This window comes from Cronbergia sp. UHCC 0137, from assembly GCF_034932285.1.
Classification (GTDB): Bacteria; Cyanobacteriota; Cyanobacteriia; order Cyanobacteriales; family Nostocaceae; genus Cronbergia.
Genome location: NZ_JAYGHC010000034.1, coordinates 1 through 15,509, shown reverse-complemented (window position 1 = coordinate 15,509; position 15,509 = coordinate 1). Strand labels below are relative to the sequence as shown.

10 protein-coding genes are annotated in these 15,509 nt (G+C 40.4%); 6 read left to right on the top strand and 4 right to left on the bottom strand.

All coding sequences use genetic code 11. The features are described from left to right. The 4 genes from VB711_RS17365 to VB711_RS17350 all read left to right on the top strand — a co-directional run. The coding region (locus VB711_RS17365) for a TonB-dependent receptor (RefSeq protein ID WP_323287447.1) at window positions 1-3,569 on the top strand (3,569 nt) is incomplete at its 5' end. 4 nt (window positions 3,570-3,573) lie between these two features. Continuing rightward, on the top strand, window positions 3,574-5,709 hold the full coding sequence (locus VB711_RS17360) for an OmpA family protein (RefSeq protein ID WP_323287446.1): 2,136 nt from the start codon (window positions 3,574-3,576) through the stop codon (window positions 5,707-5,709). 32 nt (window positions 5,710-5,741) lie between these two features. Next, on the top strand, window positions 5,742-7,925 hold the full coding sequence (locus VB711_RS17355) for a hypothetical protein (RefSeq protein WP_323287445.1): 2,184 nt from the start codon (window positions 5,742-5,744) through the stop codon (window positions 7,923-7,925). 372 nt (window positions 7,926-8,297) lie between these two features. Then, complete coding sequence (locus tag VB711_RS17350; protein ID WP_323287443.1) at window positions 8,298-9,281, top strand: glycosyltransferase family 2 protein; 984 nt, start codon at window positions 8,298-8,300, stop codon at window positions 9,279-9,281. Window positions 9,282-9,285: 4 nt separating this feature from the next. Here VB711_RS17350 and VB711_RS17345 read toward each other — a convergent pair whose 3' ends face one another. Together VB711_RS17345 and VB711_RS17340 are read right to left on the bottom strand one after the other, a co-directional pair. After that, window positions 9,286-9,552, bottom strand: a complete 267-nt coding sequence (locus tag VB711_RS17345) for a MoaD/ThiS family protein (RefSeq protein ID WP_323287442.1) — start codon at window positions 9,550-9,552, stop codon at window positions 9,286-9,288. A 106-nt stretch (window positions 9,553-9,658) separates the two neighbouring features. Next, window positions 9,659-10,012 carry a metal-sensitive transcriptional regulator gene (locus tag VB711_RS17340; RefSeq protein ID WP_323287441.1) on the bottom strand — a complete coding sequence of 118 codons (354 nt, stop codon included), beginning with the start codon at window positions 10,010-10,012 and terminating at the stop codon, window positions 9,659-9,661. 268 nt (window positions 10,013-10,280) lie between these two features. On the opposite strand from VB711_RS17340, the gene VB711_RS17335 reads away from it, so the two are divergent. Beyond that, the gene (locus tag VB711_RS17335) at window positions 10,281-11,480 is read left to right on the top strand and encodes an HhoA/HhoB/HtrA family serine endopeptidase (RefSeq protein ID WP_323287440.1); all 1,200 of its coding nucleotides are present in this window, start codon (window positions 10,281-10,283) and stop codon (window positions 11,478-11,480) included. 114 nt (window positions 11,481-11,594) lie between these two features. On the opposite strand, the gene argJ is transcribed toward VB711_RS17335, so the two are convergent. Together argJ and gatB are read right to left on the bottom strand one after the other, a co-directional pair. Further along, a complete protein-coding gene (gene argJ, locus VB711_RS17330; RefSeq protein WP_323287439.1) occupies window positions 11,595-12,857 on the bottom strand; it encodes a bifunctional ornithine acetyltransferase/N-acetylglutamate synthase in 1,263 nt (420 codons plus the stop codon). A gap of 284 nt (window positions 12,858-13,141) precedes the next feature. Continuing rightward, on the bottom strand, window positions 13,142-14,617 hold the full coding sequence (gene gatB / locus VB711_RS17325; RefSeq protein WP_323287438.1) for an Asp-tRNA(Asn)/Glu-tRNA(Gln) amidotransferase subunit GatB: 1,476 nt from the start codon (window positions 14,615-14,617) through the stop codon (window positions 13,142-13,144). A gap of 180 nt (window positions 14,618-14,797) precedes the next feature. Here gatB and VB711_RS17320 point away from each other — a divergent pair, with 180 nt between their 5' ends. Next, entirely contained in the window at window positions 14,798-15,412 is a 615-nt protein-coding gene (locus VB711_RS17320) for an SMI1/KNR4 family protein (RefSeq protein ID WP_323287437.1), read from the top strand. Window positions 15,413-15,509 lie beyond the last annotated feature (97 nt).

The following is a 15,509-nucleotide window of genomic DNA, read 5'->3' as shown; positions in this document are numbered from 1 at the left end:
GTAATCCTCTACCTAATTTTGAATTACCGGAAAGTAATAACCAAACGCCTAATTTACCAACAAATCAAGCGTTCAATCAACTTAATAATCAAACTCCCAATTTACCGGGTAGCCAAGATACCAATAATCAAACCCTCTATCTTCCCACATACCAAGCTACTAAAATACCAACAAAAGAAACAACGACTTTACCAACTCAGCAAACATCTAATCCAACATTCTCTGCTCCGATTATTGCCCAAGCTGTAACAGTTCCAGTGGAAATTTTGACACCCACTACTGGTTCTGTATTAAGTAGTGCGGCTACATCGGTGATTGTGCGTTTCCCTATTGGGGGTAAGGTGGAATTGCGAGTTAATGATCAGTTAGCTGACCCCAATTTGGTAGGACGAACAGAAATTGATGATACTACTAGCTTGGTGACACAAACTTGGTATGGTATTCCTTTAAAAGAAGGGGAAAACCTGATCACTGCTCAATTGGTAGAAGGGACAGAAGAACCAATGAAGGTTCGGGTACTGGTTGGGGGTGGTGCTAGTAAGTTAAAAATAGAAACGGTAGAGTCTCGTATTCCTGCTGATGGACGTTCTACAGCTACTATTCAAGGTCAACTCTTAGATGATAAGGGTAATGCCTCTAGCTGGGATTCAATTATAACTCTGAGTGCGACGGCTGGAGAATTGATTGGGGTAGATTTCCAGCCTGATGTACCGGGGTTTCAGGTGGAAGCTAAGGGTGGGAAGTTTGCGGCTACTTTGCGAGCAGATAATAAGGGGCAAACTGTAACAATTCGAGCAAGGGGAATTAATAATTTAGAAGCTTTTACCCAGTTGCAATTTGAAACAGAACGCCGTCGTGATGCTTTGGTGTCAGGATTTGTAGATTTACGACTGGGTGCTAGAGGTACAGACTATTACAGCAGTTACCGTGATTTTTTGCCTCCTGATGGAGATAATAGTACCCGGTTAGATGTGCATTCGGCGGTATTTGCGACTGGTTCGATTGGAGATTGGTTGTTTACTGGTGCTTACAACAGTTCTCAGGGTTTGAATAAGGATTGTAACTGTGATAATCGGCTGTTTGGAACTAATCAATTTAATAATCAAAATTATCCGGTTTATGGGGATAGTTCCAAGGTTGAGGCTGTTACTCCTTCGGTTGATAGTGTATTTCTGCGTTTAGAACGACAAAGTGCTACTCCTGGAGTTAACCCTGATTATTTCATGTGGGGTGATTATAAAACAACAGAGTTTAGTGGCGCTTCTCAAAAGTTTACGGCTACTAATCGCCAATTACATGGGTTTAAGGCTAATTATAACTTTGGGAATTTACAAATTACTGGTTTTTATGGTGATCATATTGAGGGATTTCAACGGGATGCGATCGCTCCTGATGGGACAAGTGGTTATTATTTCCTGTCTCGTCGGTTGTTGCTTCCCGGTAGCGAAAGTGTATTTATTGAGTTGGAAGAACTGAATCGTCCGGGGACTGTAATTAGCCGTAAACAGTTGAGTAGGGGGACTGATTACGATATTGATTACGATCGCGGTACGTTGTTATTTCGTGAACCAATTCTTCGCACTGATCTTGATGATGATGGAGATGTGTTGGTACGACGGATTATTTCTACTTATCAATACGACGCTCAAGAATCTGACGGTTATATCTATGCAGGGCGTTTACAATACAATCTTGGTCGTGGTGTTAATCAAGAAAGTTGGTTAGCAGCCAGTTATCTCCGAGAAGATAGGGGAGTACGAGAGTTTGAATTGTATGGTGCTGACGCGCAGATTTCCTTTGGTGGAGGGGCAAAATTAATTGCTGAATATGCTCGCTCTACCAATAATTCGGATGTGATCGGTAAGGTTAGCAGTCAGGCTTATAGTTTGGAAGCTACGGGGGAGCTTTTTAACAGTATTCAAGGTCGTGCCTATTTTAGTTCTGCTGATACTGGCTTTGCTAATAATTCTACAATTAGTTTTGTGCCTGGGCAAACTCGTTATGGAGTGCAACTGAGTAGTAAACTTTCACCAGATACAAATGTCAAGGTGCAATATGACCATGAAGATAATTTTGGCGTTAGTCCCCAACCTTTAGATACCTTTGAAGACCTGTTTTCACCCCGTTCTGAAGCTATACCTGGTAGTAGTGTTAATAATTCATTGACAACCATCTCTGCGGGGATTCAACAACGCTTGGGAAAGGCTTCTTTGAGTTTGGATTGGTTGCACCGTGAGCGAGAAGACCGTAATTCTCTGACTAATCCTCAAAGTTCTTCTGATCAATTGCGATCGCGCTTGACTTTACCTATCACAGAATCTTTAACTTTTCAAGCCCAAAATGACCTCACATTATCTTCTGAAAATGATAGCGTTTCCCCAAGCCGCAGCACTTTCGGGCTAAATTGGGCAGCATTGCCTGGAATCAATCTGAGTTTAGTTCAACAATATTATTCAGGTAGTCAGTATAGCGGTAATTCTATTACTAGCTTAAATCTGAGCGGTGAACACAAAATTGGCTCTGATACCACTTTAACAGGTCGTTACTCAATTCTCGGTGGCGCTAACGAAATGACTACTCAAGGAGCAATTGGACTGAAGAATCAGTTGACTATTACTCCTGGTTTACGGATGAATTTGGCTTATGAACACGTATTTGGCGGGTTTTTGGGACGAACTGCTTCTGGTCAACAGTTTGCTCAACCTTTTGCCTCTGGTCAATCATCATCTTCTATAGGATTTAATGGTGGTGATAGCTATAGTGTTGGATTGGAATACACTGATAGTCCCCAATTCAGTGCCAGCACTCGCTACGAGTATCGCAATTCTTCCGGTGGTAGCAATACTGTGATTTCGGCTGGTGCTACTGGTAAAATTACTCCAGCACTAACGGCTTTAATGCGTTATCAACAAGCAAGTTCTTCTAATCAAAAGCTTTTGGGATTAGGAAACACGATTAATTTAAAAGTTGGTTTAGCTTTCCGTGATCCTAATAGTGATAAATTTAATGCTTTATTACGTTATGAATATCGCCAAAATCCGGCAACTATCCCCGATACCCTATTTTTAGGAACTGGTACAGGTTCTCAAGATCATACTTTTGCTTTAGAAACTATTTATGCTCCTAATTGGCAATGGGAGTTTTATGGTAAATATGCTTTGCGTAACAGCACTTCTTATTTAGCTAGTGATTTGGTTGGTACTAGCATGATTAATTTAGCTCAAGCGCGTACTACTTTCCGTTTGGGGTACAGCATGGATTTGGTGGGTGAGGCTCGTTGGATTGGTCAAGGTAATTATACAGAAACAGGTTTTGTCCTGGAAGCAGGTTACTACCTTAATCCTAATTTACGGCTTTCTGCTGGATATAGTTTTGGTAATGTTGATGACCGAGACTTTTCTGGTAGTCGTTCGGCTGGAGGTGCTTATTTGGGCTTGAATGTCAAGCTGAATGAGTTGTTTGAAGGTTTTGGACAACAAAAAGTTACACCTCCTCAACAAAAAGAATCTGTAGTGAAAACCGCTACTCAGCCAGATGATTCTAAAGTAGCAGAAGTAGGAGGAAAATAAAAATATGCAAATTGATATGCTTGATTATTTTAATGCTATTAGCTCAAGAATTAAATCCAATAAGTTGGTTTTATTAATATGTGTTTTGTTGATGCTATCACCAAGGAATGTTTTAGCTAACAATCAAAATGTTGTTGCATACAAAGCAATTATTAATAGTAACAAAGACGGTACAATTAAAGCAGATACAGAATTAACTTTACGCGAAGCGATCGCATTAGTAAATGGCAGTTTAAGTTTTGCTCAATTAAGTTCTACAGAACAACAACAAGTTACTGTTCACCCATCTCCACGGATTGAATTTAATTTATCAGCAGCAGAAACTATTATAGAACTCGAAGAAGTTTTACCACCGTTGAGTATTGCTGGTTTGGTCATTGATGGTACGACTCAACCAGGATATGATGCAACTAAGTCACCAACGGCAGAAATTAAAATCCCTAAACCTATAGTAACCATTACTGCTGCTAAAGAAGCGGAAGTATTTCGGGGTTTGACTATTGTAGCTGATAATATTACTATTCGTGGTTTGAGTCTTTACGGCTTTAGTTCAGAACATCGGGAAACACAAAGCACTCCTCCAGCCGATATTTTTATTGCTCATACTTTTATTCCACCTCATACATTTAAACTTAAAGCCTTTGCTGGGGAATTTATAGAAGACCAAAATAGACAACCGCCAAAAGGTGTAATTATTGAAAACAATTGGTTAGGAATTACTACAGATGAAAAAATGCCCGTAGTTACTTCTGCCTTTGGAGTATCGGTATTCAATGCTGTGGAAACAATTATTCGTAATAATCGGATTTCATACCATGATGGTAGTGCAATCATTACTGGCATTAAAGCTCAAGGAATGCAGGTAATTGAAAACATTATCCTTGGTAATGGTTTAGCGGGAATGCCTGATGCTATCCGTTTAGATGGAATTATTGATCAATCGGAAATTCGCTCTAACTTGATTTGTGCTAATGATGGCAGTGCGGTGTTTATATTTAAAGCTATTGGTTCAGCAACAATACATAAAAATAGTTTTAAATTCAATGGGAGGAGATTCCGTCGAGCCGCTATTTATTTAATGGGAAATGACCATCAAGTAAAAGATAATCAAATTAGTTATCAATCAGGTGCGGGGGTAGTAATTACATCTTATCCCCAGAGCGATCGCAATCTCATTACTGGTAATCAATTTGCCAATTTAGAAGGACTGAGTATCGACCTCAACACCCGTCACAACGTCGGTGTACAGGACTTTCAAAATGGTGATGGACCCAATCCCCAACGCAACTCAGGCAACCGTAGATTAGACACAGCCAACGCCGCAATTAATACACCTCAATTTCTCAGCCCGGAGTTTTATGCAGGGATAAATACCACAGTCGGGATTGATGGAACTGCTGATCCTGGTTCACAGGTTGATGTTTATCGAGTTAGTGGTAAAGATGGTTATGGCTCTTTGAATCAACAATTAGGTACAGCCAAAGTCAACGATAAAGGGAGATTTAGCTTAAATTTGGGGGATTTGCAACCGGGGGATCGAATTAGCGCGATCGCTACTTTACCAGAAAATGGCACATCAGAACCCGCCTACCCTGCCCTAATTCGTGGACTTAATTCCCAATCACCAATCACCAATCCCCAATTACCAATTACCAATCCCCAATGTCTCACTCCCCCAATTGCAGAGAAACCCCCAGAAAAGCCTCCAGAAAAGCCTCCAGAAAAGCCCCCAGAAAAGCCTCCAGAACCCATCCGGCTGAAAGTACCGAAAAACATTCATTTTGCCCTAGACAAGAGCAACATTAGCCCCAGAAGTGCCAAAGTCTTAGACAAAATTATTAAAGTTTTGCGTGATAACCCCTCCATTGTTGTGGAACTGCACGGACACACCGATAAACGTGCCAGTGATGCCTACAACCAAGCATTAGCAGCACGTCGCGCCAAATCTGTGAGAGATTACCTAATTCGTCAAGGTATCACCCCAGAAAGGATGACAATTCGCAGCTATGGGGAAACCCAACTTTTAACTGCTGGTATTAGTAAATTAGATCATGCTCGCAACCGTCGGGTAGAGGTGATTTTTAAAGATATCGGAGGTATTGAGGTGATTGTCCAAGAAGAAGACTTGCAGTTGGAGTAACGTAAATTCTCTTATTTTATAAAGAACTACTTATGAAAAATTTTCAGCAAACTTTAAAAAGACTAGGTTGGGGGGCGATAAGTGCAGTATTTGTCCTTCAACCCACCTTAGCACAGGCTCAAATTCAGCGATCGTTCCTAAATCCCAGTTTTGAAACCCCTGCATATACTCCATTAGGGACGGATCCAGGCTGTTTCGTCCAAGTGATACCAGGTGTTGTTCCTGGTTGGGAAACAACTCACGGAACAAACTACACAAAGGATCCTGGAGGTAATTGTTTTGGTTGGGTATCACCACAGGGGAAACCACCACTAATTGAAATTTGGAGAAAAGTATTCAGCAGTGTTAACACAGCCACCAATGCCGGAGATCAATTTGCTGAATTAAATGCCGAAGAAGACTCTAAATTATTTCAGAAATTATGTTTAATTAATGGAGAGAGGATTGACTTTTCCCTATTACACCGTGGGCGCGATAATCCTTTCAGTGGTCCTGTTGTTAATGGTCAGCCTACTGGTAATGCTGCTGATACGGCTGTATTTGAAATTAGTAATATACCTGCTAATCCACCTACTAATATAATTGTTGGTACTTTCTCAACCAGTAACACTGGAGTTATTCCTAACGCTACTCCAGTTGCCGGCGCAGGAGCTACCTTAAATACACCAGTAGCCGCAGGAAATAACTGGGTTCGTTATGGTGGATATGTTGTTTTTTCAGGTACTACTGGTGAGTACGAGGTAGGTTTTCGGGCTACTGGGACAAGTGGTAACAATAATACCAGAGGTAACTTCCTTGATCAAGTTCAATTTTCCGGCAAACCTATCATCGAGTTAGCGACTACCACTGACGGTAGTGGACTTGAATCAGAGACTAACCCGACCACCAATCCCCCCAGAGTCCGGGTTGTGGGTTTAGTTCCCGACCCAGGTATCACTGTTCCCATTACCGTCGTCACCACCAATGGTGGTACAGCCACCTTGGGAGTAGACTACACTACACCATCAGGTACAAATGTAATTAATGTCTTCGTTCCTGCGGGTAACTATGACGGTATCAACAATAGCACATTCACTATTCCCTTTACCGTGGTTAATGATGATGATTCTGAAGATGATGAAACAATTATATTTGAGATTGGTGATCCTGGTAATACAGCGCCTTATCTTGTTGGTTCAACCCAGACTTGTAATGGTACTCCCTCACTCACAACTACTTACACAATCATAGATAACGATTTTATTACTGGTACGGTGTGGAATGATGAAGATAATAGTGCCAATGGTACTTTTAATAATATTCCAAGTGCCGGTGAATTAGGTACTAACGCAGGTGGTTTATTTGCTATTCTTGTCGCTCAAAACGGTAATATACTTAGCACAACTCCTGTATTGCTAGATGGTACTTATGGTTTTAACAATGTCGGGAATAATCAAGACGACCTAACTATTCGTTTAAGTACAACTTCTGGAATAGTCAATGATCCTGCACCTGCTACCTCCCTTCCAACTACTCCAAATTTCTGGGTAAACACCAGTCCGTTAATTTCTGAGCCTTTTGATACTCTAACATCTAGCATCACAGGTAAAGATTTTGGGATTGCAATCAAAGATCCAGAATTATTATTAGTTAAACGTATCACTGCTATTAATGGCACTACCATTGAGGAATATGTAGATGATACAACTTCCCCTCAAGCCGCAAATGATAATTACATCAACTGGCCTACACCAATAGATGTTAGTAGCGGTATTAGCGAATTTTTAAAGGGTGTAATTGATGGTGGTGTTGTCGAACCAGGAGACATTTTAGAATACACGATTTATTTTATTTCCAGTGGTAATACACCAGTTACTAATGTAACTATTTGTGATTTAGTTCCAGAAAATGCCACCTTTCTGGAAACAGCTTTTACTGGTAATACTCCTACAGATGGGGGTTTACTAAATGCTGATTTGGGAATTGCTTTGGCCATTGGTTCTACAACAACCTATCTAACAAATGCTGCTGATACACCAGACAGAGGAGAGTATTTTCCTCCTGGAAAAGAACCACCGTTACCAACGCAATGTGCAGCCAGCAATACAAATGGTGCAGTTGTGGTTAATGTTGTGAGAAAAATGCCTGCCACTACTCCCGATACATTGCCACACGCGACTGCGGTAGATATAACCAATAGCCATGGTTTTATTCGTTTCCGGGCTAAAGTCAAGTAAATAGGAGTTAGTCCAATAAAGTTTATTTAAGCAGTACCACAGATTGAAGGAGAATTAAACGCAGATTAACGCAAATTAACGCGGATGAAGGATCAATTTCAGATTATTTTTGTGGTGGGTTTAATCGAAAACTGCTATGGTGTGACACCAAAAATCTATGGTAGGGTGCGTCAGACTGGATAAATCTGGGTAATAAACGGATTATTAATATCTGACGCACCTTGCTAATGTGCCAGTTGCATAAGTTCTGAAGCAAATACCCACAGGATAGGTCAGTCTCACATTAACGAAAATACGTTAATCTTGCGTAAGTCCTAACAATCTTGCCTATTGTGCTAAAATATATACTCAACAATCCAAAAATTTAATTTTATGGTATTTATCTCTTTGGTGCTTCCTGTCAGGAATAGAAAAGACTATACCCAAGGTATTTTATCACAAATATATACTCAATTTTCTCAAATAGCAGAGGCACAAAATTTTTCAGTTATTGTAGTAGATGATGGTTCTACTGACGGAACTCAAGAAATAATTAGGTCTAAGTTTCCTGATGTTCATTTAATTCAAGCAGACGGTTCTCTTTGGTGGACTGGGGCTATTTGTGAGGGGATGAAATACGCTAGTGAAAAATTAAAGGCTGATTATGTAGTTTGGCTAAATGATGATATTTCCATTGCTGATGATTTAATTAGTAATATTTACAAAATTTGTAGCCATCCTGATTCTAAAACAGCCATTATCGGCGGAATTATCAGAAGTAAAAAATATCCAAATTGGATTGTTTATAGTGGAATAAGTAAATATCACCGAGTTCGTGATCTGAATTATTTCGCTGAACAAGAAGAAGTGGAAGTTGATACATTAAATGGCAATATAGTTATTGTATCTCGCACAATTTTTGAGCAAATAGGTTTACCAGATGCAAGTCAATTCAAGCATTATGGGGGAGATTATGATTTTTCTATGCGAACCAAGGAAGCAGGTTTTAAGGTAAAGCTATCAAGTTTGCTGCAAGGATATAACGATTATCAAATAAGTGATCTTATTCGTTGTATGCCTGTGAAAATGCAATGGCATTTAGAAAGGAATTGGTTTAAAAAATATAAACTTATTAGGGGATTAACTAATTTAAAATCTAATTACAATATAGAGCATAAAGTGAATATAGTTTATCGAAATCGGGATAGGGAAAGTTGGGCATATCTTAAATTTTATTTACGACACCTTCGTGATATTTTACTGAGTAATTTTGAGGACAGAAACAAAATTGAAAAGGAAATTAAGAGCTATTTACGCAGAGAGAATGTTCCTGAAGAAATGGCTGATGCTATTATTGGGTATTTAAAGAAAAAATAGGGATTTAGCCACCACTAACCGGGGGAATTAGTACAACTTCATCACCATCTTGGAGGGGAGTATCTGGTTCGACAAATGTGAAATTAATGCCGAAACGGGTTAGGTTACGCCATTGGGCTAGTTCTGGGTGTTCGCTAATCAAGCGATCGCACAATGTTTTAACTGGTGTACCATTGGGAAGTTCCAGCACTAACTCAGGCTGCTGATATGCTTCTTGATAAGCAGCAAATAATTTGACGGTAACGGTAATTGATTTTGGTTCGCTGGTCATTATGGCAGGTAATAGAATGTAGAGACGTTCCTCATGTAGGGATTCTCGTCTCTACAAGGGTTCTAGATGACGTATATTTAATTTTTACGAGATGTCTATTTACCCATTAAGGTAAAAATCGATCTAAAGCAGCTTTTAACTGTTCAATCTCTAATTCTAGATTACCCTTTTGGGCGGCTCTACCAATACACTCTGTTAAATGTTCATCTAAAATAATACGTGCTACCTTATCTATGGCACCTCTAACGGCAGCAATTTGTAATAAAACATCAGGACAGGAGCTATTTTGTTGCACCATAGTCTTGATCCCACGTATGTGTCCTTCTATGCGCGACAATCGGTTGACAATACGCCGCAAAGATTCTTCACTATGAACATGAGGATGAACTGACTCTTCCGAGTCGTGGTTAGACGTGTGATGGTGTGTGTGTTCGGGTACTAATCCTTTTGATCCATTCATAGGATATTAACATTTTGGTATTAATTAAAATCCTAGCCTACAGTTGTAGGTAACAGGGAAGAGAAAAGATAAAACAGTGGTAAAATCCGAACTTGATCAGGGTGATTTTCCAGAATAGCCTGACTGTTAAATATTAGGTTAACTTAATTACAGATTTAGGACTCCTATTTGATTTTTGTTAGCGTAGAATGCAAGCGACGCTTAAAGTAACTCCGTACAAATTTAGTTCTCTTCTTTGTCCACAAATCATCAAAATTAGGCTATAATTATGAGATTTTTTAAACTACCACAGTCGATACACCAATTCACTACCAAGATTTTCCCCTCTGTGGTGCTAATTGCGCTAGGAGTAATTTTAACTGTTACCTGCTTACAAGTTTTACCATCCCAAGCAGAATCAGCAAATGTGGTTAATCAAAAGCCATCTGGGGCTGTTGCGGCTGTTGGTAGTAGTAGCTTTGTGACAGCCGCAGTGAATCGTGTCGGACCAGCAGTAGTCAGGATTGATACAGAAAGAACAATTAGCCGCCGCATTGATCCTTTTTTAGAAGACCCATTTTTTCGGCGTTTTTTTGGTGAAAGTTTTTCTCCCCAGTCCCCGACTGAACAATTACGGGGTTTAGGTTCTGGGTTTATTCTCGACAAGAGTGGGTTAATTTTAACTAATGCTCATGTTGTTGATCAAGCTGATAAAGTAACAGTGCGCCTCAAAGATGGTCGGACTTTTGAAGGTAAAGTTAAAGGCATTGATGAAGTTACAGATTTAGCGGTAGTCAAGATTAATGCTGGAAATGATTTACCTATCGCACCTTTGGGATCTTCTGATAATGTCCAAGTTGGAGATTGGGCGATCGCTGTGGGGAATCCGTTAGGATTTGATAATACTGTTACTTTGGGGATAGTCAGCACGCTGAAACGTTCTAGCGCCCAAGTGGGGATTACAGATAAACGCTTAGAATTTATTCAAACTGATGCAGCGATTAATCCTGGTAACTCTGGGGGACCATTGTTGAATGGAGAAGGTGAAGTGATTGGGATTAATACCGCCATTCGTGCTGATGCTATGGGTATTGGTTTTGCTATTCCTATTGATAAAGCTAAAGCGATCGCGATGCAACTGCAACGAGATGGTAAAGTTGCTCACCCCTATTTAGGTGTACAAATGATCACCTTAACACCCCAATTAGCTAAACAAAATAACACTGATCCTAATTCAGCCATTGAAATTCCTGAAGTCAACGGCGTTTTAGTGATGCGGGTTGTACCCAATTCCCCAGCCGCAACCGCCGGTATTCGTCGCGGTGATGTGATTTTACAAATTGATGGCCAAGCGATCGCTAATGCAGAACAGTTACAAAGTGTAGTAGAAGATAGTCGTCTTGGTCAAGTCTTGCAGGTAAAGGTGCAACGAGGTAATCAGACACAGTTGCTTTCAGTTCGCACCGCAGAATTGCAAGATATTTCTTAATTAAGGAGTCAGGAGTCAGGAGTCAGGAGTCAGGAGTCAGGAGGAATAATTAATTCTGTTCCCTGTTCCCTGTTCCCTGTTCCCTGTTCCCTGTTCCCTCTTTCCTTCGATATTCTAAGTTGTATACTCTGCGTTGATTTTCACATAGTCATAGCTCAAATCACAACCCCAGGCTTTACCTGTACCGTGACCATTACCGACACTGACAGAAATTAACACGGTGTCTGCTTGGAGATATGCTCCCATCTTTGCTTGTTTTAAATACGCGCTGGCTGCGGCTTTATCAAAGGGTAAAGGTTGACCATTTTCAAGCAGGAGAAAATCCCCTAACTTAACTTGCAGATTTTCTTGCTCAAATGGTACACCAGCACGACCGGCGGCGGCGGCGATACGTCCCCAGTTGGGATCACAGCCAAAGATTGCAGATTTAACTAAGGAAGACCCAACAATGGTTTTGGCGATTTGTCTGGCGGCTAGTTCATCATCTGCGCCGGTGACTTGGACTTCAATTAAACAAGTTGCGCCTTCACCATCACGAGCGATCGCTCTCGCTAAATATTGACATACTTCTGTTAACATCGCCTCTAATTTTTCTGCTTCTGCACCCATTTCTGTAATTGCTGGGGTGCGAGATTGGCCGTTAGCTAGGGCAATTAAACTATCATTGGTGCTAGTGTCACCATCTACGGTGATAGAATTAAAACTTCTATCTGCGGCTCTAGTTAACATTTGTTGCCAAAGTGTCGGTGCAACTGCGGCATCACAGGTGACAAATGATAGCATAGTTGCCATGTTGGGGTGAATCATGCCCGAACCTTTAGCAATTCCCCCAATTCTCACGGGACGTTGGCGCAGCCCGCCGGAGGCATCGTGTATAGTTGTTTCTAGGGCAATGGATTTTTTAACTAAATCTGTGGTAATAATTGCTCCGGCGGCTGCATCTGAGCCTGTTTCTGAGAGTGCTGCGACTACTTGGGGAATACCACTCCGCAACACATCCATTTTAATCCGTTGACCAATTACGCCAGTGGAGGCTAATAAAATCAAGTTTGGGTCAATATTTAAAGCTTTTGCCAATAATTCCGCAGTTTCTTGGGCATCTTTTACCCCTTGGTGTCCTGTAGCGGCGTTGGCTTGGCCAGCATTACAAAGGATCGCTCTGGCGCTGTGCTTGGCTTGGAGGATTTGACGACAATAATCTACACAGGCTGCTTTTACGTGGCTAGTTGTGAATACACCGGCAGCGATCGCATCCACATCTGATAATATTAACGCTAAGTCTGGCAATCCTGACGCTTTGAGTCCCGCAGTAATTCCTGCGGCTCTATACCCTCTCGCTGCTGTCACTCCACCAGTAATTTGTTGCCAGTCTCCCATAATTTTTACCCTTAATAACTAAATTTTATTTCACGCAGAGGCGCAGAGACGCAGAGAGTTAGAATACTCTGATTTGGTAATTTTATCTTGTTTATGGACAAGTATGAAAAAAGAGAGCCAATTACATAGCTCTCCAAATCATCAGGGTGCATCTATCTAGCACATCATATCATTTATAGGGTGAGGGGTGAAGACCCTTTTTGATGAATTTTTTGAGGCAGGGGGCAGGGGGCAGGGGAGGCAGGGGAAGAATAAATCTTTCATTACCCATTACCCATTACCCATTACCCATTTAATTTCTTCTCTACCAACTCATTAGTTAGTTTAGGATCAGCCCTTTTTCCTGTCTCTTTTAAGACTTTGCCTACAAAGAAGCCTTTAAGGTTGGTGTTACCGTTGCGATATTTTTCTAGTTCTTTAGGATTGGCGGCGATAACTGCATCTACAATGGGTTCTAGTACAGCCGGATCACTAATTAACTCTTGACCTGCAAAGGCTTTTTCTGGGGAAACACCAGCGAGTAAATCTGGTAGTTTTTCCTTGGCTTGGGCGTTACTGATTTTACCTGTTTCAATGCGGGTAATCACTTCAGCGAGATTAACAGGAGTTAGAGCAATTTCGGAAATGGTGAGTTTTTGTTTATTCAGATAAGCAGCAATATCTTGGGTAATCCAGTTAGCGGTGGCTTTGGGATTTGCTCCGGCAGCGATCGCACTCTCAAAATAATCTGTTACCGGACGATCTTCTGTCAACACTCGCGCATCATAGGCCGAAAGTCCCAACTCATTCTCATAACGATGACGTTTTTGGGCGGGTAGTTCTGGTAATTCACTTAACCAATCTTTTAATTGTTGGTCTGTCACCTCAATTGGTGATAAATCTGGTTCAGGGAAATAACGATAATCGCTCGAACCTTCTTTCACCCGCATACTAATTGTGCGTTGTGAACCTTCTTCCCACAACCGGGTTTCTTGAACAATGTTTTCCCCACTTTCAACGGCAGCGATCTGACGCTCAATTTCGTAGTCTATCGCCCTTTGAATGGCGTTGAAGGAGTTCATATTCTTAATTTCGACTTTCGTGCCAAATTTCTCCCTTCCCACAGGACGCACGGAAATATTCACATCACAACGCAGAGAACCTTCTTGCATATTTCCATCACTTACACCCAAATATCGCACAATTCGACGTAATTCTTGGGCATATTCAGCCGCTTCTTGTCCAGAACGTAAATCAGGTTCGGAGACGATTTCCACCAACGGTACACCAGCACGGTTATAGTCTACCAAAGAATAGGTAGAACCAGAAAGCCTTTCACTCCCTGCGTGTACCAATTTTCCTGCATCTTCTTCCATGTGCAAACGGGTAATACCAATGCGTTTGCGGGTCGGGTTGCCAGCATCATCGAGCAATTCTATTTCTATCCAACCATGTTCGGCTATGGGTAAATCATATTGAGAAATTTGATAATTTTTCGGTAAATCAGGATAAAAATACTGTTTTCGGTCAAATTTGCTATATCGAGCAATTTGGCAATTTAACGCCAAACCCGTTTTAACGGCATATTCTAACACTTTAGCATTGAGTACGGGCAATACACCAGGTAAACCCATACACACAGGATCAATGTTAGTATTGGGGTCAGCACCAAAGGCTGTGGAACTGTTGGAGAAAATTTTGGTGTTGGTGCTGAGTTGACAATGGGTTTCTAGTCCAATAATCGCTTCGTATTCAGTTTTTACGGGTGTAGCTGTAGTCATATCTATATTTTGACGATTTTTCTTTAGGTACTATTGTAACTGGGTTGGAGCGGTTGATAATATAATAAAGGTTAATACTAAATTCTATGTAAAGTTACACCAAGTAAATACCGTAAAGATGTTACATAAAAAGTTTCTACATTTATTCAATACATAAAATCATTAAACGAGGTTAGTTGTATGTCTATACTTACAGACGAACTAGGATATATTTGGGATTGGTTAAAAGCTTTGGACTTTGATTTTGTTGATTGCTATAATCCGGGTTTAAGTCGGCAACAGATTGATGAGATTGTCAAAGATTTGCCATTCAAATTATCTGACGAAATTTACGAACTTTATCAATGGTGGAATGGTTTTGCTTTTGACTATAATTTAGCTGTAAAACCGTTTCTTTTCCCAGAACAGTTGTCTAATGATGTACCGATTACATTCGGCTCATTGCAAGATTCAGTTTATGATTACAAAACTATCCTTGAAGCTACTAAGGGTATTGATGGCTATTGGGATAAAAAATGGTTTCCGATTGCTGCGTATGAGTGTAAAAGAAGGCTTTATGTAGTTGGCGATCTAAATCCATCTCCAGTTTATCTTTGGGATGTTGATTGTCTTAATTATACGAAAAGAGTTTATAAAAATCTCACTAGCATGATATCTGTAATTGCAGAGTGTTGTGAGTTGGGTTTATATCAACTTGTTCCAGATGAATATGGAGAAAAAGATGATATGATAATACGAATAGATGAAGAAAAACTGGAACTTGAAAAAGAGATATATAGAAGATATAACTCATAATTAAGTAAAGTAATTTGTAGTAATTTGTAGGGTGTGTTAGCGACAGCGTAACGCACCTCATATTGACTAAATAATTTATTTTATTATCTTTTTTTAC

Excerpts from the sequence above, each read along its gene's own strand:
- argJ (WP_323287439.1), bottom strand. The coding sequence starts at position 12,857 with ATGGGAGACTGGCAACAAATTACTGGTGGAGTGACAGCAGCGAGAGGG.
- gatB (WP_323287438.1), bottom strand. The coding sequence starts at position 14,617 with ATGACTACAGCTACACCCGTAAAAACTGAATACGAAGCGATTATTGGA.
- VB711_RS17320 (WP_323287437.1), top strand. The coding sequence starts at position 14,798 with ATGTCTATACTTACAGACGAACTAGGATATATTTGGGATTGGTTAAAA.
- VB711_RS17340 (WP_323287441.1), bottom strand. The coding sequence starts at position 10,012 with ATGAATGGATCAAAAGGATTAGTACCCGAACACACACACCATCACACG.
- VB711_RS17355 (WP_323287445.1), top strand. The coding sequence starts at position 5,742 with ATGAAAAATTTTCAGCAAACTTTAAAAAGACTAGGTTGGGGGGCGATA.
- VB711_RS17345 (WP_323287442.1), bottom strand. The coding sequence starts at position 9,552 with ATGACCAGCGAACCAAAATCAATTACCGTTACCGTCAAATTATTTGCT.
- VB711_RS17335 (WP_323287440.1), top strand. The coding sequence starts at position 10,281 with ATGAGATTTTTTAAACTACCACAGTCGATACACCAATTCACTACCAAG.
- VB711_RS17360 (WP_323287446.1), top strand. The coding sequence starts at position 3,574 with ATGCAAATTGATATGCTTGATTATTTTAATGCTATTAGCTCAAGAATT.
- VB711_RS17350 (WP_323287443.1), top strand. The coding sequence starts at position 8,298 with ATGGTATTTATCTCTTTGGTGCTTCCTGTCAGGAATAGAAAAGACTAT.